The 18800-nt window shown below is 36.3% G+C and carries 18 protein-coding genes; 6 read left to right on the forward strand and 12 right to left on the reverse strand.

What is annotated here, in order from left to right:
* Positions 1-7: 7 nt before the first annotated feature.
* The 5 genes from pstA to AC6F34_RS05055 form a co-directional block, all read right to left on the reverse strand.
* Positions 8-886 carry a phosphate ABC transporter permease PstA gene (gene pstA / locus AC6F34_RS05035; protein WP_500769567.1) on the reverse strand — a complete coding sequence of 293 codons (879 nt, stop codon included), beginning with the start codon at positions 884-886 and terminating at the stop codon, positions 8-10.
* Between the two features lies 1 nt (position 887).
* Positions 888-1832 carry a phosphate ABC transporter permease subunit PstC gene (pstC, locus tag AC6F34_RS05040; RefSeq protein WP_500769569.1) on the reverse strand — a complete coding sequence of 315 codons (945 nt, stop codon included), beginning with the start codon at positions 1830-1832 and terminating at the stop codon, positions 888-890.
* Positions 1833-1912: 80 nt separating this feature from the next.
* Entirely contained in the window at positions 1913-2890 is a 978-nt protein-coding gene (locus tag AC6F34_RS05045) for a PstS family phosphate ABC transporter substrate-binding protein (RefSeq protein ID WP_500769571.1), read from the reverse strand.
* Between the two features lie 570 nt (positions 2891-3460).
* Positions 3461-5629, reverse strand: a complete 2169-nt coding sequence (locus AC6F34_RS05050) for a peptidoglycan D,D-transpeptidase FtsI family protein (protein ID WP_500769573.1) — start codon at positions 5627-5629, stop codon at positions 3461-3463.
* Between the two features lie 135 nt (positions 5630-5764).
* Positions 5765-6982, reverse strand: coding sequence for an MFS transporter (locus tag AC6F34_RS05055; RefSeq protein ID WP_500769575.1), 1218 nt, complete (start codon positions 6980-6982; stop codon positions 5765-5767).
* Between the two features lie 285 nt (positions 6983-7267).
* Here AC6F34_RS05055 and AC6F34_RS05060 point away from each other — a divergent pair, with 285 nt between their 5' ends.
* The gene (locus AC6F34_RS05060) at positions 7268-7963 is read left to right on the forward strand and encodes a Crp/Fnr family transcriptional regulator (RefSeq protein ID WP_500769577.1); all 696 of its coding nucleotides are present in this window, start codon (positions 7268-7270) and stop codon (positions 7961-7963) included.
* Between the two features lie 213 nt (positions 7964-8176).
* Here AC6F34_RS05060 and AC6F34_RS05065 read toward each other — a convergent pair whose 3' ends face one another.
* Entirely contained in the window at positions 8177-9811 is a 1635-nt protein-coding gene (locus tag AC6F34_RS05065) for a Na/Pi cotransporter family protein (RefSeq protein ID WP_500769579.1), read from the reverse strand.
* Positions 9812-10052: 241 nt separating this feature from the next.
* Here AC6F34_RS05065 and AC6F34_RS05070 point away from each other — a divergent pair, with 241 nt between their 5' ends.
* From AC6F34_RS05070 to ispG, 3 genes are all read left to right on the forward strand, one after another.
* The gene (locus AC6F34_RS05070; RefSeq protein ID WP_500769581.1) at positions 10053-10835 is read left to right on the forward strand and encodes a DUF1189 domain-containing protein; all 783 of its coding nucleotides are present in this window, start codon (positions 10053-10055) and stop codon (positions 10833-10835) included.
* 209 nt (positions 10836-11044) lie between these two features.
* Positions 11045-11365: a protein YqfZ gene (gene yqfZ / locus AC6F34_RS05075; protein ID WP_500769583.1), complete on the forward strand. Its 321-nt coding sequence runs from the start codon at positions 11045-11047 to the stop codon at positions 11363-11365.
* Positions 11366-11484: 119 nt separating this feature from the next.
* Positions 11485-12591, forward strand: a complete 1107-nt coding sequence (gene ispG, locus AC6F34_RS05080) for a flavodoxin-dependent (E)-4-hydroxy-3-methylbut-2-enyl-diphosphate synthase (protein WP_500770153.1) — start codon at positions 11485-11487, stop codon at positions 12589-12591.
* A gap of 47 nt (positions 12592-12638) precedes the next feature.
* Here the strand turns inward: ispG and AC6F34_RS05085 are convergent, their stop codons facing one another.
* The gene (locus AC6F34_RS05085; RefSeq protein ID WP_500769585.1) at positions 12639-13010 is read right to left on the reverse strand and encodes a hypothetical protein; all 372 of its coding nucleotides are present in this window, start codon (positions 13008-13010) and stop codon (positions 12639-12641) included.
* A gap of 194 nt (positions 13011-13204) precedes the next feature.
* On the opposite strand from AC6F34_RS05085, the gene AC6F34_RS05090 reads away from it, so the two are divergent.
* On the forward strand, positions 13205-13774 hold the full coding sequence (locus AC6F34_RS05090; RefSeq protein WP_500769587.1) for a 5' nucleotidase, NT5C type: 570 nt from the start codon (positions 13205-13207) through the stop codon (positions 13772-13774).
* Between the two features lie 116 nt (positions 13775-13890).
* Here AC6F34_RS05090 and zur read toward each other — a convergent pair whose 3' ends face one another.
* Genes zur through AC6F34_RS05105 form a run of 3 tightly spaced genes read right to left on the reverse strand, consistent with a single transcriptional unit; the run spans position 13891 to position 15973 of the window.
* Positions 13891-14304 carry a zinc uptake transcriptional repressor Zur gene (gene zur, locus AC6F34_RS05095; RefSeq protein ID WP_500769589.1) on the reverse strand — a complete coding sequence of 138 codons (414 nt, stop codon included), beginning with the start codon at positions 14302-14304 and terminating at the stop codon, positions 13891-13893.
* 32 nt (positions 14305-14336) lie between these two features.
* Positions 14337-15185 (reverse strand): metal ABC transporter permease, encoded by an 849-nt coding sequence (locus AC6F34_RS05100; RefSeq protein ID WP_500769591.1) that lies wholly within the window; start codon positions 15183-15185, stop codon positions 14337-14339.
* A complete protein-coding gene (locus AC6F34_RS05105; RefSeq protein WP_500769594.1) occupies positions 15182-15973 on the reverse strand; it encodes a metal ABC transporter ATP-binding protein in 792 nt (263 codons plus the stop codon). Before AC6F34_RS05105 ends, AC6F34_RS05100 begins: the two co-directional genes overlap by 4 nt.
* 154 nt (positions 15974-16127) lie before the next feature.
* Here AC6F34_RS05105 and AC6F34_RS05110 point away from each other — a divergent pair, with 154 nt between their 5' ends.
* Positions 16128-16382, forward strand: a complete 255-nt coding sequence (locus AC6F34_RS05110) for a DUF2624 domain-containing protein (RefSeq protein ID WP_500769596.1) — start codon at positions 16128-16130, stop codon at positions 16380-16382.
* A gap of 167 nt (positions 16383-16549) precedes the next feature.
* Here the strand turns inward: AC6F34_RS05110 and AC6F34_RS05115 are convergent, their stop codons facing one another.
* Both AC6F34_RS05115 and AC6F34_RS05120 read right to left on the reverse strand, forming a co-directional pair.
* The gene (locus AC6F34_RS05115) at positions 16550-17443 is read right to left on the reverse strand and encodes a deoxyribonuclease IV (RefSeq protein WP_500769597.1); all 894 of its coding nucleotides are present in this window, start codon (positions 17441-17443) and stop codon (positions 16550-16552) included.
* A gap of 21 nt (positions 17444-17464) precedes the next feature.
* Positions 17465-18769 carry a DEAD/DEAH box helicase gene (locus AC6F34_RS05120; protein ID WP_500769599.1) on the reverse strand — a complete coding sequence of 435 codons (1305 nt, stop codon included), beginning with the start codon at positions 18767-18769 and terminating at the stop codon, positions 17465-17467.
* Positions 18770-18800: the final 31 nt, after the last annotated feature.

Consider the following 18800-nt stretch of genomic DNA (forward strand, 5'->3'; position numbering starts at 1 on the left):
CCATTTATTAATAACGCTTTTGAAACTTATTTCGAATCCAGACAGCAATCGAATTCATTAAGATGAGCAATGTTAGTAATACAATAATTCCAGCTGCTGCCACGGCATGAAAATCCTCCTGCGGGCGACTCGTCCAATTGTAAATTTGCATAGGTAAAACTGTAAACATATCAAATACAGTTTTCGGTAAAAATGCCAGGAAAAGCGGTAGTCCAAGAACAACAAGTGGAGCTGTCTCACCTATAGCCCTTGACAATGCTAAGATTGCACCTGTTAGCACACCAGGGATTGCTGCAGGCAAAACCACTCGGTAGATTGTCTGCCACTTTGTTGCTCCCATTCCAAAAGATGCTTCTCTTAGCTCATTTGACACCGATTTAATCGCTTCTTGTGCCGAAACAATGATGATTGGCAGCACAAGCAAGCTCATAGTAAGTCCAGCTGCTATAACACTAGTTCCTAAAGAAAGTGCTCGAACGAAGACCGTTAATCCCAATAGGCCGAATACAATAGAAGGCACTCCTGCTAGATTAGAAATATTAAGCTGGATAAACGATGTTAGCTTGTTTTTCTTTGCATATTCTTCTAAGTAAAGCGCTGTGCCAACACCTAAAAATAAAGTAATTGGTGCAACGACACACATTAGCCAAATTGTACCAATAAATGCAGTCTTAACACCTGCTTGTGCCGGGTTTCTTGAAGGAAGATTTTGCAAAAACTCAAAATTTAAAAATGGTAATCCTTGTGATAATACTCTATATAGTAAAATCCCTAAGACAAGCAAGCCGAAAACGGTCGCACTTGCAAACAACCATTTCATTATCCCATTTTTCACTAAACGTAGCTTTCGAGCTCGATCCCTTTTCTCTTCATTCACATATTTCATGTTAGTATTCCTCCTTGAAACGGCGAGAAATCATATGAGCTAAGATGTTCATCACGAATGTGAAGATAAATAAGGTAAAGCCAACTGCATAAATGCTGTAATAAATCGTCGTTCCATATCCAGCATCACCTTGAGAAACTTGAACGATATACGCTGTCATCGTTTGAATAGATGAAGTAATGTCCCAGCTTAGGTTTGGCGTTGAGCCACCTGCAACCGCTACAATCATCGTTTCTCCAATTGCCCTTGAGATTGCTAATACAATCGAGGCTATGACTCCTGAAATCGCTGCTGGTAAAACGACCTTTAGTGAAACTTCAAATTTTGTTGCACCTAGTCCGTAGGCACCTTCTCGAACAGCTTGTGGAACAGAAGACATCGCATCATCTGATAATGATGTAATCATCGGTGTAATCATAATTCCAACAACTACTCCAGGACTTAATGCATTAAAAATTTCTAATGAAGGAATGAGTTCTCTTAAAATGGGTGTTACAAATGTTAGAGCAAAGAATCCATACACGATTGTTGGAATCCCAGCTAATACTTCCAATATTGGCTTAACAATTCTGCGAACCCGATCTGGTGCATATTCACTTAAATATATTGCAGAGGATACACCAATCGGAACAGCTACAAATGCAGCGATCATCGCTACTTTTAACGTACCTGAGATTAATGGCATAATTCCGAAAGATCCTTGTGATTCAGAAAATGGATACCATTTTTCTGCGGTAAGAAATTCGCTAATAGAAACTCTAGTAAAAAATGTGAACGTTTCTGATAACAATGTAACAACAATACCAAATGTTGTTAAAACAGATGCAATAGCTGTCATCAACAAGAGGATTGGGATACCTTTTTCTATGAAATGTGAAAGCCTTTTTTTCTCTTTTTGTTTTGCAATTATTTGTTGCACATCATATTGCAATGACTGTTGTTTCAATGTAAATCCCCCCTTTTTTGCGTTAAAAAGGACAAGATGAGAAGTTTCCCTCTCATCTTTTGATCCTATCTCTCTAGTTTTTATTTCAATGCTTCTAGAGCTGTTAATCCTTCTTTATACTCTTCATCTGTTAATTTCACATAGCCAACTTCTTCTGATAGTACATCTGCATTATCTAATGTGAACTTCACAAATTCATATACTTCTGGTTTCTTTAATGATTCATGGCTTACATAGATGAATAGTGGCCTTGAAAGTGGTGCATATTCATTGCTTTCAACTGTATCATGTGTTGGTTCAACTGGACCGTTTCCTGAATCAATAGCAACAACTTTCAAGCGATCTTGGTTTTCAACATAGTAAGAGAATCCGAAAAATCCGATTGCGTTTTTATCTCCTGCTACACCTTGAACAAGAATGTTATCATCTTCTGATAATGTTGCACTTTCTACAATTGGAGTATCTTCTAAAATAATTTCATTAAAGTAGTCATACGTACCAGAGTCTGTTCCTGGAGAATAGAATTTAATTTCTTCTTCTGGCCATTCAGGACGAATGTCAGACCATTTTCTGCTTTCTCCATCTTCAACCCACATTTGCTTTAATTCTTCAAGTGTTAATGAATCTACCCAGTCATTTTCTTTATTTACAACAATGGAAATTCCATCATTCGCAAGTTTAAATTCTGTAAAATCAACGCCTGCATTACCAAGCTCTGTTTTTTCTTCATCTTTAATGACACGAGATGCGTTGCTAATATCTGTTGTCTTAGCAATAAACGCTTTAAATCCTCCACCTGTTCCTGATGCCGCTAGTGAAACTCTCACTTCAGGATGTGTTAAGCCAAACTCTTCAACAACTGCTTCCATAATTGGGTAAACTGTAGATGATCCATCAATGTTTACTTGACCTTGTAGGGCTTCTTCAGTTTGGTTGCCTTCTGGTTCATTTCCATCATTGGTTTCTTCACTATTGCCTTCAGAGGTATTACATGCTGCCAATACTAGTACCATCATTACAAATAAAAATGACCCCATTATCTTTTTTAAGCGATTCATTCATTCTTCCCCCTATTTGGTGATAAGTGTTTGTCTTACACTTATAAGAATAATGGCCTACTGTAAAGCACGTATAAAGAAGATGTAAAGACAAGATGAAGAAATGTAAATTGTAAGTAAATTTAAAAAAATGCAAACTTCTACTATTAATTTGTTCGCAGTCTCTTAAAATGGAACTAATCTAGTCAACCTTCAGGTGAATACTTCAACAGTTAGGGCAAAAGAAAAGGACATGCGCCTTAATTAGCCACGCGACAAGCATAAATCGAATGTCGCGAGAAATGGTTTCGGGAGGGTGTTGTTTTATGACCTAGAACGGATAGACGCTTACACTGGACAAATTGAAGAGGCTCATTCATATTCATTAAGGTCCTGTGGTGCTTCTCTTAAAGACGGTCTTTTATTTCGGATTGGTCAGTAATACTTGTCCTTCGTTAAGAGGTGTAGAATACTAATGACCAAATCAATTCAATGTACATGAGCCATTAAATGCATTTTGTTCAGAGAGTTGATTTTTTTTCTACAAAAAAAACCTGAAGGAGTGTCTCTTGACACCCTTTCAGGTTTTAATTACTCTTGTTCTTCTACTTCTTCATGTCCCTGATCAATGATTTCTTCATTTTCTTCATTTGTTCCAGTAGAATCAATCTGCTGTGCTTGTTGACGTGTTTTGATTAGATCAAAATATGCATCTAGTACGCGGTTTCCGATTTTCAAGTTGGCTTTATGATCGTAATTCCCTTGGAAAGCCCAAGGCACAAGTACAGCCATTGCAACTTGAGGGTTTTCAGAAGGCGCATAGCCAACAAGGCTCAAGTTCATTACTTCCGGTGGCGCATCATAATTGCTTCTTTCAGGACCATCATAAAACGCTTCTGCAGTTCCAGTTTTACCTGCAGATGTATATTCTTTGTTGCCAAAGTATGCATATGCAGTCCCACCTTGTTCTAGCATTACCTTTTCAAACCCGTTTTGTACCCGCTTGATCCACCCTTCTTCAGCATCAAGACGATTTAATACTTTCGGTGAAATCTCTTGAATAACCGGACCAATTTCCTCTTCATCTAATAGTGGCTCACGAATTTCTTTTACAATATGAGGTTCCATTCGGTATCCACCATTTGCAATCGTTGAGACATATTGAGCAAGTTGCATATTTGAGTACGTATCATATTGCCCGATCGATAGATCGAGTAGATGACCGGGCAATGTGCTTTGTCCTTTAAAGCCAGCTTGTTCATTAGGCAAGTCTATACCTGTACGTACACCTAATCCAAACTGAGCAAAGTAATTACGCATTTTATCAAAGCCTTCTATATTAATAGGTAGTGGTTGATTTTGGCGATATTGCCCCTGCGCAATCCTTGTCGCAATTTCAAACATATACACATTCGAAGAAACCTTTAATGCTGTTAAATCGTTCAAGCTTCCAAAATTCCGCCAAGACCTTTTCGGTGGCGTGTTTGCAATTAACCATGGGCGATCAACAAAGACCGTTCCTGGGTTAATTACCCCATCATTATAACCTGCTAGGACTGTTGCTCCTTTTATAGCAGAACCGACATTATATGTCGTTGTAATATTGCCTAAAGCATCATCATACATCTCTAATGTACCTGTTTCTGAATCTCTAACTAATCTTTTTCCAGACATGGATAAAATCTCACCCGTATACGGATCCATTAATACAACATAGGCACGATCTAATAAATTTGTTCCTGGTGATCCTTTAGCTGCCCAAAGTTCTTCTTCTACAATTTTCTCAACTTCCAATTGTAGATCCATATCGACGCTTAGGAAAAGATCTTTTCCTCTTTGTCCCTCTGAGATGACGACTGTATCTAAAATGTTTCCAGCTTTGTCAGTTACATTTTTCACTTTTGCCTTCTGTCCATAAAGAACATCTTCATACTGCATTTCAATATAACTTCGTCCTACTCGATCATTTCTGCTATAATCTCTAGCAAGATAATAATCAAGCTGTTCAGAAGGAACACCTTCATCCGAACTTGTTACACGACCTAATACGGATTTCAATGTATTGCCAAACATATATTGGCGCTCCCAATCCGTTGTTGTATCTACACCAGGAAGTAATTGTAGGTTCTCACTGACGATGGCAAACTCCGCATCTGTAACTTCCTTGTTTTTTATAATTTGAGGTGTATGAGCGTACCCACTTGTAAAGTCACGGAAAATCGCGATAATTTCCATATCTTGATCCGTTAACTCCTGCTCAAGCATTTCTTCAGAGATGCGATCTAATTGCAACTGATAAACAGCGCGATCAAAGGCTGACCCTTCATTTTCCTCTTTTAATTGTTCCTCTTCCGCATCCGTTACTAATTGCTCTGCACGCTCAGGGTTACGGATGATCCAATAATCCTTCATATCTCGAACTTGCACTTTGGATGTATCTTTATCAATTAATGTAGCCAATCGTTCAGCAACTTCTAGCATTTCACTCTGACGAACACCACTGTTTGTATATGTAATTGCATTCTGCGGGGTATTATTTACAACAACTTGCCCATTTCGATCAAAAATTTTTCCCCGTGGAACTGGGTTATTGATGGTTACGTCTTCTGTTCTTTCAACTTCTTTTCGATAATCTTCACCTTTTACGATTTGAACAAAGCCAAGACGCAGAATTAAAACAGAAAACAAAATGAACACTGCAAAAAACAATACATTCAGTCGAATAGATACATGATTTTTCTTCTTTTTCTTCGTAGTCAAATTAAAATACCACACTTCCTGCATTAAAAAATTTCATATTTCTTTTATTGTAAAAGAAATAGAAGAAAAATTCTATTCATAACCAATATCGAAGCGTGGAAAATAAATCCTCTATTACTAAAAACACGATGGTTTCTATGCTAACGATGTATTTACATTTTTTATAAAGAAATAAATAAGCGAATGTCCCGTTCCTAGTATTAGCAGCAAAATCGAAATCCCTTGTTGATGATTAAAAAAAGTAACAGTCAATATAAAGGATCCAATCGAAATTACTCTTCCAAGATTTAAATATAGTTCCTTCACAACTATGTACTCAATCCTCATCTCTGCTGCCTTCCAGCCAGTCCCAATAACATCATAAGTCATGGAATTATACGGAACTAATAATAATGGATAAGCAATCGCAATCACAGCTGCATATAAAAGCAAGTTGGTATAAGACAAATCAAAGATGATAATAAAGATGCTTAAGTACAGCATAATGCCACCAATTAACACGGCTTTCTTACGCTGGTTTTTCTTCAATAGCCTTGAAACAAAATAATAGGTGAGAAATGAGATCCCTGAGTGGACAAGCCCAAAAGTACCTAATGCTAATTCACTTCCAGTTGATATAAAAACAAACACTGATATGATAAATGCAAAAGTACCTTCTCTAATCCCTTGAAATGCATGTGCTTGTAAAATTAATTTCCAATTATTATTTTTCTTTCTCTCTTCTATCAGTCGTACAAGGTGATACTTTCCTTCTGCTGGCCTTCTTTTAATAAAAAAACTCAAGACGACTGCGACGACAAAAAGAATCAAGGATGCTCCAAAGATAACCGTATACCCTGTGAATGCTTCAAGCCTTGAAATGATATAGCCTGCTGCAATTGGTCCAAATACTCCACCGACAGATGTTAGAATTCCAAGAAACCCGTTGAAAAAATCTCGGTTTTCCGGCTCGGTTATTTCAAACGTGAGGACATTGAATGCAAGCCAATAAAACCCATATCCGATCCCTAATAATGAACCAAGCAATAATAAATATTTTGAGGCTTGATCACTTGATAAAAGGACTGCTAAATAAAACAAACCTAAAAAAATGACACCAAAACGAAGAACAATGACTCGGTCAATTTTTTTCGCCCAGCGTCCAGCTACGATAAAAGTTAATGGTTGTAAAATAACAATTGCCAGATTATACAAGCCAATATCTATAAACTCACCTGACTGCTTCCATAAGAAGATATTAACGAATGTATTTGATAAAGCGATACTTAATGAATACAATCCTCCGATAACAAGTAATAAAATAAGATCCTTCGTTAATTCTACATCGCCTATAATCTTAGTCACTGCACTCATAAATTTAACTCCCCTTCATTACTCAAGGGTAGTCTCTGACAATCAGCTTTCCATTATGCACAAAATGAGTGATTAAATATTCGATCACTTGAGGCATTTTTTTACACACTGTTTGGTTTACCTTCATTTTCGGGAATTTGTCAAAATTGCAATAAACCTTATCATATCAAGCATTATTCAACTAATTGCTACAAGGTGATGTGATGTTAACCGTTGGCAAGCGTTGACACGTCAATCGGACTTTATTTTAATCAAAGTATAAAGAAGAAAAAGGATGTGCCACCAATGACTCATTTTAATGTTTCCCTATATAGCTTACTCGTTCAACAATTTATGGCAAAGGATCGAATTCAAAAAGTAAAAGCAAATACGATGATTTTTCAAGAAAAGGATCCAGTAGATCATATTTACTTATTGTTATCTGGAAATATCGAGTTAGGTAGACATCATATTAAAGGAAAAGAATTCATCCTAAAAATACTAAAAGATGAAGAAATTATTTTGGAGTATCAAGTTTTCAAGGAAGACCCCCGCTATCATTTCTTTGCAAAAACGATGACTGAGTGTGAGCTTCTTCTTATTAAAAGAGAGCAATTCGAGGAATTTATTTTAAATGATCAAACTTTATTATCAAATATGACATCATGGTTAAGTAGTCGCTATTTAAAAGCACAGATGAAATGCCAAGACTTAATCATTAATGGAAAAAAAGGTGGCCTTTATTCAATGTTAATACGATTAGCGAATAGCTATGGCGTACGCACGGAAAAAGGCGTCTTAATTGACTTAGTCCTCACTCACCAAGAGCTCGCAAATTTAACCTATGGTACGAGAGAAGTAATCCAAAGAATGTTGAAGGAATTGCGAGAAAAAGACATAATTTCGTATGATCAACAAAAATTCACCCTCCATAATATCAACTTTTTAAAAGAAGAGGTAGACTGCCAGAACTGCCCAATTGAAATTTGCGGAGTGAATTAAGTGAAGGAAACAAAAAGCAAGAACAGCAATAATCTACCTTATCTGGTTATTATAAAGACAAAAAAGTTAATACAAACTCAAGCTATCTAGAAAACACTTGCGTGAAGGCTAGAATAAAAACAACAAGGTTAGTCTGAGTATATATGTTATATAAATAAAAAAGGAAGCAGTCCAAAATGGCAATTATGACATTTTGAACAGCTCTCTTTTATTTTATTTGTGCTCGCCAATTACTGCTTCAGCGATATTTACAGCATGGTCACCTACTCGTTCTAAGTTGCTGACTATATCAACATAAACGATGCCTGCTTGAGCATTACATAAGCCTTCATTTAAACGAATAATATGTTGCTTACGAAGCTTTCTTTCCATTTGATCGATTTGTTCCTCTTTCGTTACAACATCAATCGCTAGCTTTTTATCATTATGGTCAAGTGCTTGTAGGGCCTCTTGAACAGTTGCAATCGTTAAGCTAAACATTTCTTCCAGATCACCCTGAGCAGAGTCTGTAATACTTACCTTGTTAGCTTTTTGGAAATCAATTAATTCAATTATATTTTCAAAATGGTCTCCAATTCGCTCAATATCACGAACGGTATCCATTAAAGATGTATGCTCTTCTGATTCATGTTCAGACAATGGACTTGTAGAGAGTGTCACTAAGTATTCAGTTATTTTTCGATCCAAATTATTAATTGCATCTTCAATTTGGAATGTACTCTCTGCGTGTTTCTTATTACCTGTCTTTAAATATTCAAATGTTTCCTCTAAACCTTTAATTGAGAACTGTCCCATTCTTAATACTTCTTCTTTTGCTTGCCCTAAAGCAATTGAAGGAGATTGCTGAATAAAAACAGGGTCCAAATGCTTTGCTTTATACTCAATTACAGTATCTTCACCCGGGATAATTTTCGTAACAATCCAAGCAAGTACGGCTATGAATGGTAATTGAATTAATGTGTTTGTTACATTATAAAATCCGTGAGCTGTTGCAATGGTTAATGCACCATTAATACCAGTACTTGTCTCTATATAAGCCATCAACCTCGTAAATGGATCTAAAATAATTAAAAAGATTACAGCACCGATCAAATTAAATGTTACATGTACAGCAGCTGCTCTTTTTGCTGCAACTGATGCTCCAAATGCGGCAAAGACAGCCGTGATCGTAGTTCCAATATTGTCTCCAAACAATACTGGTAAGGCTGCATCTAGATTGATTAATCCTTCGGAATACAATCCTTGTAGTATTCCAATAGCAGCTGTTGAGCTTTGAACAATCATAGTTAATGTCGTACCAACAATTACCCCTAGAAGTGGATAAGAACTCATTGAAACAGTTAGATCATGGAACGCTTGTAAAGTGCTTAAAGGTTTCATTCCATCACCCATTAATTCCAAACCGTAGAACAACGCGCCAAATCCCATTATAACTTGGCCAACATTATTCACCTTCTTATTTTTAAAGAAGAATATTAAAAATACCCCAAGTGCAATCATAGGCAAAGAATAGCCACCTACATCAATACCGATTATAAAGGCAGTTCCAGTTGTCCCAATATTCGCACCCATAATTACGCCAATTGCTTGCCTTAATGTCATAAAGCCTGCACTTACTAACCCTACAGTAATTACAGTTGTTGCAGAGCTACTTTGTATGAGTAAAGTGACAACAATCCCCGATAAAACGCCGAGTAATGGATTCGTTGTAAAGCGATCTAATAAATCTCTTAAACTGTCCCCTGCTGCCTTTTGTAAACCTTCTCCCATTGATTTAATACCAAAGAGAAAGATTCCTAGCCCACCGATAAAATTGAATATCGTTTGCTGTATATTAATATCTTCCAATAGATTCAACCCCTATACATTTCTCGACATAAATCAACATGCCCATACAATTATTAAGGATGTTAGAGTGAATTGTAAATAAAAAACGAAGTGAATTTACAATCCCTTAACATTCTAGCTTTTATATTACAGTTTGATTACAAAAAACTGAATATTCATTCAGCCCCTTAATTACTTGTTCAAATAATGCAACCAAGATAGAATGAGATTAGAGTTAATTACATAAAAGGTGTGTGTATGAATGAATCTTTTTAAACAACTTATCAAAAGCATCTATTCGCCGAAGGATATCTCATCCTTTCGTTTTCAAGGAATAGGTAAAACGATTCTATATGTATTTTTAATAAGTGCGATTTCAGTTATTCCTTCCATATATATGCTGAACGCAACCTTGCTCGATGGATTCGAGATCATTGAGGAAACGGTTCATGAGGAATTCCCAGATTTTACAATCGAAGGAGGCCAATTGCGGTCTGAATATAATGAGCCGATTACGATTAATAAGGACGCATTGGTGGTCTTCTTCGATTCAACTGGAAGTCTTACAAAGGAAATGCTTACTCAATACAATAATAGTGTTGCCTTTTTGGAAAACGAACTCATATTTTCTAATGGCGGGCAACAACAATCTTACCCTTATTCAATGCTAGGTAATGTCACATTAACGAATGAAAGTATTGCCGATTTAATGAGTACAGCTAATACAGCATTAATGATTGTCCTACCAATCATGAGCATTATCGTATTCCTTTTTGCATCAGCAATACGTTTTATTGAAATTTCAATCATCGCATTAATCGGTGTATTGATTAAAAACATTTTACAAAAGCCGTTAGAATATCGACATGCATGGAGAATGTCAGCCTACAGTATCACATTGTCAACTATTTTCTTCACGATTATGGATGCGTTGCAAACGACTGTACCAAATGGCGGTCTCATTAACTGGGCAGTCAGTGCAATTGTACTTCTGCTGGCAATCAAAGAAATTCCTGATCAACCTAAAGAAGAGCTGATACGCTAAATAAAAAGCCTCCAAATCAAAGTTTTGATTTGGAGGCTTTTTCATATAAGTCATTTTTATAAATAACTGTTGATCAATAGTCAAACCCTTACGTCTATAGCAATGCCTATTACTATAAAAAAGTGAAATTTATTAAATATTAGTCGTTCTAAAATCATCATTAAGGTCATACATATATTGTAATCAATAGATGTATGAGAGGTGCTAGAATGAAAAGGTTATTTGTATTCGTATTAATCCTTCTTTCGGGTTATGCAATTTTTCACGATATTAATAATGGGACACTAAAAGGAATAGAGAATGAAGCTGTGATTGAGGCAAATAGTACAGCTCAACAATCAAGCATTCCTTTTTTTGAGGCCACAGTAGAACATGGGGATACCGTATTAACCATTCTAGAGAAACACTCAAATCAAGCAGTACCAGTTAGTCTAGATAGAGTGATCTATGATTTCAAAGTGTTAAACAACGGACAAGAACCCGTAAAAATACAAATCGGACAAATGTATCGTTTTCCGGACTATCATTAAGTAATGACTTCTTTCTTGTCAATTCATACCGTTCATTGATACAATAGGATGTGTTTAAATCATTAGTTCATATATAAAGAAAAGATTTATTATAAAGGAGCGAATCTCCATTGAGTGAAATCATACATCGCACAAAAACCCGTCCTGTAAAAGTCGGGCCGTTAACAATTGGTGGAAGTAATGAGTTATTTATTCAAAGCATGACAACAACAAAAACTCACGATGTTGAGGCAACAGTAGCTGAAATTAAACGTTTAGAAGAGGCCGGCTGTCAAGTTGTACGTGTAGCTTGTCCAGATGAAAGAGCTGCTAGAGCAATTGCGGATATAAAAAAACAAATCAATATTCCACTAGTAGTAGATATTCATTTTGATTACAAGCTTGCTTTAATTGCTATCGAAGGTGGAGCAGATAAAATCAGAATTAACCCTGGTAATATCGGAAGACGTGAAAAAGTCGAGGCAGTTGTTAAAGCTGCTAAAGAAAAAGGAATTCCAATCCGTATCGGAGTAAATGCTGGATCCCTTGAGAAAAGAATCCTTGAAAAATATGGATACCCAACTGCGGATGGAATGGTTGAGAGCGCATTGCATCATATAAAAATTTTAGAGGATTTAGACTTTCATGATATTATCGTTTCCATGAAAGCATCTGATGTGAATTTAGCGATTGAAGCATATGAAAAAGCATCTAAAGCTTTCGATTACCCACTTCACTTAGGGATTACAGAGTCAGGTACATTATTTGCTGGTACAGTAAAAAGTGCAGCTGGACTTGGTGCAATCCTTAATAAAGGAATCGGGAATACTTTAAGAATCTCTCTTAGCGCAGACCCTGTTGAAGAAGTGAAGGTAGCAAGAGAATTACTGAAAGTCTTTGGATTATCTTCAAATGCTGCAACTCTCATTTCATGTCCTACTTGTGGACGTATTGAAATTGACCTCATCAGCATTGCTAACGAAGTTGAGGAATACATTCAGAAGATCAAAGCTCCTATTAAAGTTGCTGTTCTTGGTTGTGCTGTAAATGGACCAGGTGAAGCACGTGAAGCTGATATAGGAATTGCTGGTGCTCGTGGTGAAGGCTTATTATTCCGTAAAGGAAAAATCGTTCGTAAGGTTCCTGAAGAAACAATGGTAGATGAGTTAAAGATCGAAATCGATAAAATATATGAAGAATATTTAGCTAAAAAAGAAGCAGAACTACAAGAAACTGAAAATGTGTAAGAAAAAAGCCTGAGTAAAACACTCAGGCTTTTTTGTCGTCAAATTAGTTAAAAGAACGGCAGGACGAATATTCCAATGATTAATGATGCTGCACCAATCCCAATTGCCCAGCTCCCTAATCCAACGGCTCCCCTACGCATTGCAATAAATCCAAGTACAATCCCAGCTACACCTAAAATAACAGGAAAGACAAAAAGTGAAAGGATGGATAATACCAGTCCGGTAATTCCCATTCCTCTACCTTCTGCTGGTCGATCATTGTCTCGATCAACCCCACGGCCCTCTCCGTATGATATAGGTGCAACAAATTCAGCTGAGGTTTCTTCAGTATAATCCCGGGCACCAAAATCGTTTTTCTCACCAATTTGTTCACTATGACGAAGATCATAATCTTCATCATATCGCTCGCGATCTTCCATCTAAATCCCTCGCTTCCTCTTCAATTATTGCTGTAAAAGTGGAGCATTTTTATTGTTTGCGAAAGAAGATAAAATAAAGATGTTAATGTTTTACTTTGTTGTCAGTATACGATTGCTTTCGAGGAAGCCAAATATTTGTTAAGATATTGTTATAGGTTATTACTAAAGATACAAGAATATGAAGGTGAAAACAAATGAAGAAACGATTTGGTATTGATATTGATGGTACGGTTACATGTCCGACATCAATGATACCGTACTTAAACGATGCATTTAAGTTGAATTTAACATTAGACGATATTAAGCAATATGACTTGATGCCACTAGTGGATGTAACTGAAAAGGAATTTGGCCAGTGGTTTAAAGACACAGAACCTACGATTTATTCCAATTCACCAATCACTGATGGCGCAAAAGCAGTATTAACAGAATGGTATAAATCCCATGAATTGTACTTTATAAGTGCAAGGAACGATTCGCTATTGCAGGTTACAACAGATTGGTTTACAAACCAACAACTAGCTTACCATCATATTGAACTAATCGGCACTCATAATAAAATTCAAGCTGCAAAAAAATATAACGTCGATATTTTTTTCGAAGACAAGCATGACAATGCAGTCATGATTCATGAACAATGTAATATTCCAGTCATACTATTCGATACTCCTTATAATAGAGAACCAATCCCAAGTGGAGTAATCAGGGTTAAGAATTGGAAAGAAGCCTATGACTGGGTAGAAAATTGGCTGAAAACACAATAAGAAAAAGCATTACTGAAAATGTAGACAATGATGCATGCGATCATTTGTCAATATGCTGAAATATAAAAAAGTCTGGTGGTATAGATTCTCTCTTACCACCAGACTTTTTTATTTGCTTATGCGCAACACTCAGGGCATTTACCGTAAATTTCAAATTTATGTCCAGAAATATCATATCCGTTTAAACGCTCTGACAAGCCGTTCATTGGACATGTATCAATTTCTTTTGTCTTCCCACAATCAAGACAAATAAAATGATGGTGATGATGCTGGTGTGAGCAAGTAAACCGAAAATGCTTTTCACCTGATAACTCAGTCATCTCAAAGATGTTTAAATCCACAAACAATGAAAGATTGCGATAAATTGTATCAAAACTTAAACCTGGATAATGATCTCGCATTTTTTCTAATACATCTCTAGCCGTTAAATATTTGTCGCTATCTGCAAATAAAGAAAGCATCTCTTCTCTCTTATCTGTATGTTTATATCCTTGATCTTTTAAGAGTACTAACGCATCTTGTACATTCATACCATTCACCTCGTTTGTTCAACCATATTATATCAAACTTTTGCTGGCTTTCGTACCGATATCTTCTTAATTGCAATTGTTAGTAGTAAAATTGCCACAGTTATCATTACAATTGTTCCACCAGGTGCCCAGTTTAAGTAATAAGAAATGACTAGACCACCAACGACTGAGATTTCTCCAAAAAGAATTGCATAAAAGATTGTCTGTTTGAACCCTTTAGCAATTCGTATACTTGCTGCTACTGGAATCGTCATTAGTGAAGATACAAGCAAGATACCAACAATCCTCATTGATGCTGCGATCACTAATGCAACCATCACAATAAAGATAAAATGGAGCGTCTTCACAGCTAAACCTGATGCTTTAGCATGTTCTTCATCAAACGACAGCAAGAACAACTCTTTATAAAGAATTATCACCATTGAAACAACAATGATGCTAATGATTAAAATCAGCCATAAATCAGTGCGGCTAACAGCACTCACACTCCCGAATAAATAACTAAATAAATCTGTATTGAATCCATCCGCAATTGAAATAAAAATGGCGCTTAACCCAATTCCTCCAGATAGGATAATTGGGATTGCTAATTCTTGATAATGTTTATAAACACCTCGTAACTTTTCGATAAAGACAGCACCTGCTACTGAAAAGCCCATCCCTAAATACATTGGATTTAATGGGACTCCGCCAAGAAATTTCTTCTCTAACAGTAAACTCGCAGCAATACCAGCCAATGTCACATGGCTAAGGGCGTCAGCAATCAATGCTAAACGACGAACCACAATAAAAACACCTAACAAAGGTGCAATAATTCCAATGATAATTCCAGTCAAGAATGCGTTTTGTAGAAATTCATATTGCATGAGGCCAGAGATCATTTCATAACCTCCTTATGATCATGATTGTGATTATGCGTAAGCATATGCACATCATGTCCATAAAATTTAGACATGTCTTGCTCATTAAGTTGTTCAAACTCACTTGTAACACCATGAAAGTGAAGATTTTTATTCATGCATGCGACATGTGTTACTTTATCAGTGATTGTTCCAATATCATGTGTAACAAGCAGAAGGGTAATCTTTAATTCTTTATTAAGATTTTCTAACATTTGATAAAAAGACTCCACGTTTCTTGCATCTACTCCTACAGTTGGCTCATCTAGAATGAGTACCTCAGGATCACTAACGAGCGCTCTTGCAATAAATACTCGCTGTTGCTGTCCACCTGATAACTCACCTATATTACGATCTTTGAATGGGAGGAGATCAACTGCATGAATCGCCTCAATAACCTTTTTTTCATCTTGCGACTTCATAAAACGAAATAACCCTAGCTTGCTTGTCAATCCGCTTGAAACCACCTCTAAAACTGTTGCAGGGAATCCTGTATTAAAAGAATTTGCCTTTTGTGAAACAAACCCAATTTTATGCCAATCCTTAAACTTTGTAGCATCCACACCAAATAATTCTATTTGTCCTGTTTGGATTTTCAAAAGCCCAAGAATCAATTTTATTAACGTTGATTTCCCAGAGCCATTTGGACCAACAATTCCTAGAAAAGAACCTTTATCGATGGATACATTGATGTTTTCTAGTACGTTTTGTTGATCGTAACGGTAGGATAAACCCTTTATTTTTATTATCGGAGGATTTGTATTCTCCATACTATCACCTATTTCAAATTAAGAATCATTACGATTTACTTAATGAGTATACAAGATTCATTTTTAATTGTAAAGAAACTCAATATCATCTTTATATTTAAATGTCACCCTTCGCCCAAATTCTTCATACTTTACTTTAGGGAGTGATAAATGCATGAAAATCTTTGAAAACATTATTAATCACAAAATTAGCAACATCACAGTTGGCGAACTACTTAAATATGCTAACCAATTTCAAGTTTCAATTACGCGTACTCAAGCTGAAAAGATTGCACACTATCTAAATGGGAAGGATATCAATATTTTTGATGATCAGGACCGCACAAGAGTAATTAAAGAAATCGCTTTGATCGCTGGTGCAGACACAGCCAAGCAAGTGAACAAATTGTTTCTAATGTTTACGAAATAATACTTATGAAAGTCTTTTGTCACCACTTTTTTCCTGGCTCATATAAGTAGTACTCGCATCTCCCTCTTGATGCGGGTATTTTTTAGGAATAGGCGATCTACTCCTGTCTATTCATTATAAAAGCTTAGAATGAACATAGTCATTCTAAGCTTTTACCGTTCAAACACCTAGCCGTTCATAATCTCTTCTAGTAAATTTTCATTGAATTGCTTTGCTTTTAACATCGCAATTTCATGCTTATATGGTGCTTTTTTATTTTTCTTGTCTTCCCCAACATACGGTGTTTCAAGTATTTTAGGAATAGCTGTTAACTGTGGGTGATGAACAATGTAATTTATTGCTTGGAATCCGATATGACCGAATCCGATATTTTCATGGCGGTCTTTTCTCATTCCTCTTTCATTTTTACTATCATTAACATGAAGAACTTTTAAACGATCGATCCCAATGATTTGATCGAATTCATTAAGAACTCCGTCAAAATCATCCACAATATTGTAGCCTGCATCATTCGTATGACAAGTATCAAAGCATACCGATATGTGCTGGTTATGTGTAACTCCATCAATAATCTTCGCAAGTTCATCAAAGCTTCTGCCACATTCCGAGCCTTTACCTGCCATTGTTTCTAAGGCAATCTGTACCGACTCATCGCTCGTTAATACTTCATTAAGCCCTTCAATGATTTTCTTTATTCCTTCTTCTGCACCTGCTCCAACATGAGCCCCTGGATGTAAGACGATTTGTTTTGCACCAATTTCTTTTGTACGATCAATTTCTGATCGTAAAAAATTCACACCTAACTCAAAGGTTGCTGGATTTGTTGTATTCCCAATATTGATAATATATGGTGCATGTACAACAATATCTTCTATGCCATTTTCCCTCATATGTTGCAAGCCTGCTTCGATGTTTAGTTCTTCTATTTTCTTTCTACGAGTATTTTGCGGGGCTCCTGTATAAATCATGAATGTATTAGAACCGTAAGAGACGGCTTCTTCACTTGCTGCTAGCAACATTTTCTTCCCACTCATTGATACATGTGATCCAATCTTCAACATACTCTTCTCCCCTTTTTAAACTTATTTTCTCTTTAAACGACGCTCACGCTTTTTCACTTTGTCCATTTCCCACTTCATCTTACGTTTATAGCCTGGCTTTACCTTTTTCGGCTTTTTAATAAGTGATTGCGCTTTTTTATCCACATCATCTGTCTGACGTTGACGATTTTTACGCTTGTTGCGATCCTCTAGGCTCGTCCATTCGCCTTTGTGGAAATCCACATGCGTAAATTCGATTCCCATCTTTTCTAAACGATTTAATGCATCCTCATCGGATTGCTCATATAAAGTAATCGCTGTCCCTGAAGTTCCTGCACGTGCAGTTCTTCCAACACGATGCACATAAAAATCAAGATCTGATGGCAGCTCATAATTAATTACATGACTAATTCCTTGAATATCGATCCCTCGAGCTGCTAAATCTGTAGCAACAATGTATTGAAATTGCAAATCATTAATTTGCTTCATCATTTTTTTACGCTCACGAGGATTCAAGTCACCATGAATTCTTCCAACTTTTAATCCTTGGTTTGTCAGACTATTTGCTACTTCATCAGCCATTTTCTTCGTATTCGTGAACACAATTGCTAAATAAGGGTTTAACGTTTTCAATACATCGTATACCATTTTTGCACGATTACGATGTCGTAACGGCAACAATTGATGATCAATCTTCGCTGCTGTTACTTGCTTTGGTTCTACGTGAACAAACTTCGGGTTTTCCATATATTTCTTTAAAAACGGCTTTAATTTCTCAGGAATGGTAGCTGAAAAGACCAGCATTTGTAACTTTTCTGGCATTCTTCCTGCAATTTGATCAACATCTTCAATAAAGCCCATATCCAGCATTAAATCTGCTTCATCTACAATTAATTGAGTCGCAGTGTGAACATGAAGGGCATGCTCATTAACTAAATCCGCAATTCTACCTGGTGTTCCAACGACAATATGAGGCTGAGTTTTTAGCTTTTCAATTGTTCTTTGCTTATCCGTTCCACCTACGTAACATCGAGTACGAATTTCGTCAGATAAGAATTTGGTTAGTTTTAAGATTTCTTGGTAGATTTGGTTCGCTAGCTCCCTTGTAGGAGCAGTAATAATCGCTTGTAATTCATTTACAGACGGATTTACTGTTTCTAAGATTGGCAGAATATATGCTAATGTTTTCCCAGTACCCGTCTGTGATTGTCCGATCGCAGACTCTCCTTTCAATAATGCTGGCAATAAGCGTTCCTGAATATCCGTTGGCTCGTAAAATCCCTGTTCATTAAGTGCATCTATTAAAAATGGTTTTAGTTGAAATCTTTCAAATTTATTCTTTTCCATTATGGATTCTCCTCATTTTGCAATTCCTTGC

The organism is Niallia sp. CD-39 (assembly GCF_059874745.1).

What these genes read in the sequence shown, in the direction of transcription:
- pstA (WP_500769567.1), bottom strand. Translation starts at nt 886, where the DNA reads ATGAAATATGTGAATGAAGAGAAAAGGGATCGAGCTCGAAAGCTACGT.
- AC6F34_RS05045 (WP_500769571.1), bottom strand. Translation starts at nt 2,890, where the DNA reads ATGAATCGCTTAAAAAAGATAATGGGGTCATTTTTATTTGTAATGATG.
- AC6F34_RS05055 (WP_500769575.1), bottom strand. Translation starts at nt 6,982, where the DNA reads ATGAGTGCAGTGACTAAGATTATAGGCGATGTAGAATTAACGAAGGAT.
- AC6F34_RS05060 (WP_500769577.1), top strand. Translation starts at nt 7,268, where the DNA reads ATGACTCATTTTAATGTTTCCCTATATAGCTTACTCGTTCAACAATTT.
- AC6F34_RS05070 (WP_500769581.1), top strand. Translation starts at nt 10,053, where the DNA reads ATGAATCTTTTTAAACAACTTATCAAAAGCATCTATTCGCCGAAGGAT.
- yqfZ (WP_500769583.1), top strand. Translation starts at nt 11,045, where the DNA reads ATGAAAAGGTTATTTGTATTCGTATTAATCCTTCTTTCGGGTTATGCA.
- AC6F34_RS05085 (WP_500769585.1), bottom strand. Translation starts at nt 13,010, where the DNA reads ATGGAAGATCGCGAGCGATATGATGAAGATTATGATCTTCGTCATAGT.
- AC6F34_RS05090 (WP_500769587.1), top strand. Translation starts at nt 13,205, where the DNA reads ATGAAGAAACGATTTGGTATTGATATTGATGGTACGGTTACATGTCCG.
- zur (WP_500769589.1), bottom strand. Translation starts at nt 14,304, where the DNA reads ATGAATGTACAAGATGCGTTAGTACTCTTAAAAGATCAAGGATATAAA.
- AC6F34_RS05100 (WP_500769591.1), bottom strand. Translation starts at nt 15,185, where the DNA reads ATGATCTCTGGCCTCATGCAATATGAATTTCTACAAAACGCATTCTTG.
- AC6F34_RS05105 (WP_500769594.1), bottom strand. Translation starts at nt 15,973, where the DNA reads ATGGAGAATACAAATCCTCCGATAATAAAAATAAAGGGTTTATCCTAC.
- AC6F34_RS05110 (WP_500769596.1), top strand. Translation starts at nt 16,128, where the DNA reads ATGAAAATCTTTGAAAACATTATTAATCACAAAATTAGCAACATCACA.
- AC6F34_RS05115 (WP_500769597.1), bottom strand. Translation starts at nt 17,443, where the DNA reads ATGTTGAAGATTGGATCACATGTATCAATGAGTGGGAAGAAAATGTTG.
- AC6F34_RS05120 (WP_500769599.1), bottom strand. Translation starts at nt 18,769, where the DNA reads ATGGAAAAGAATAAATTTGAAAGATTTCAACTAAAACCATTTTTAATA.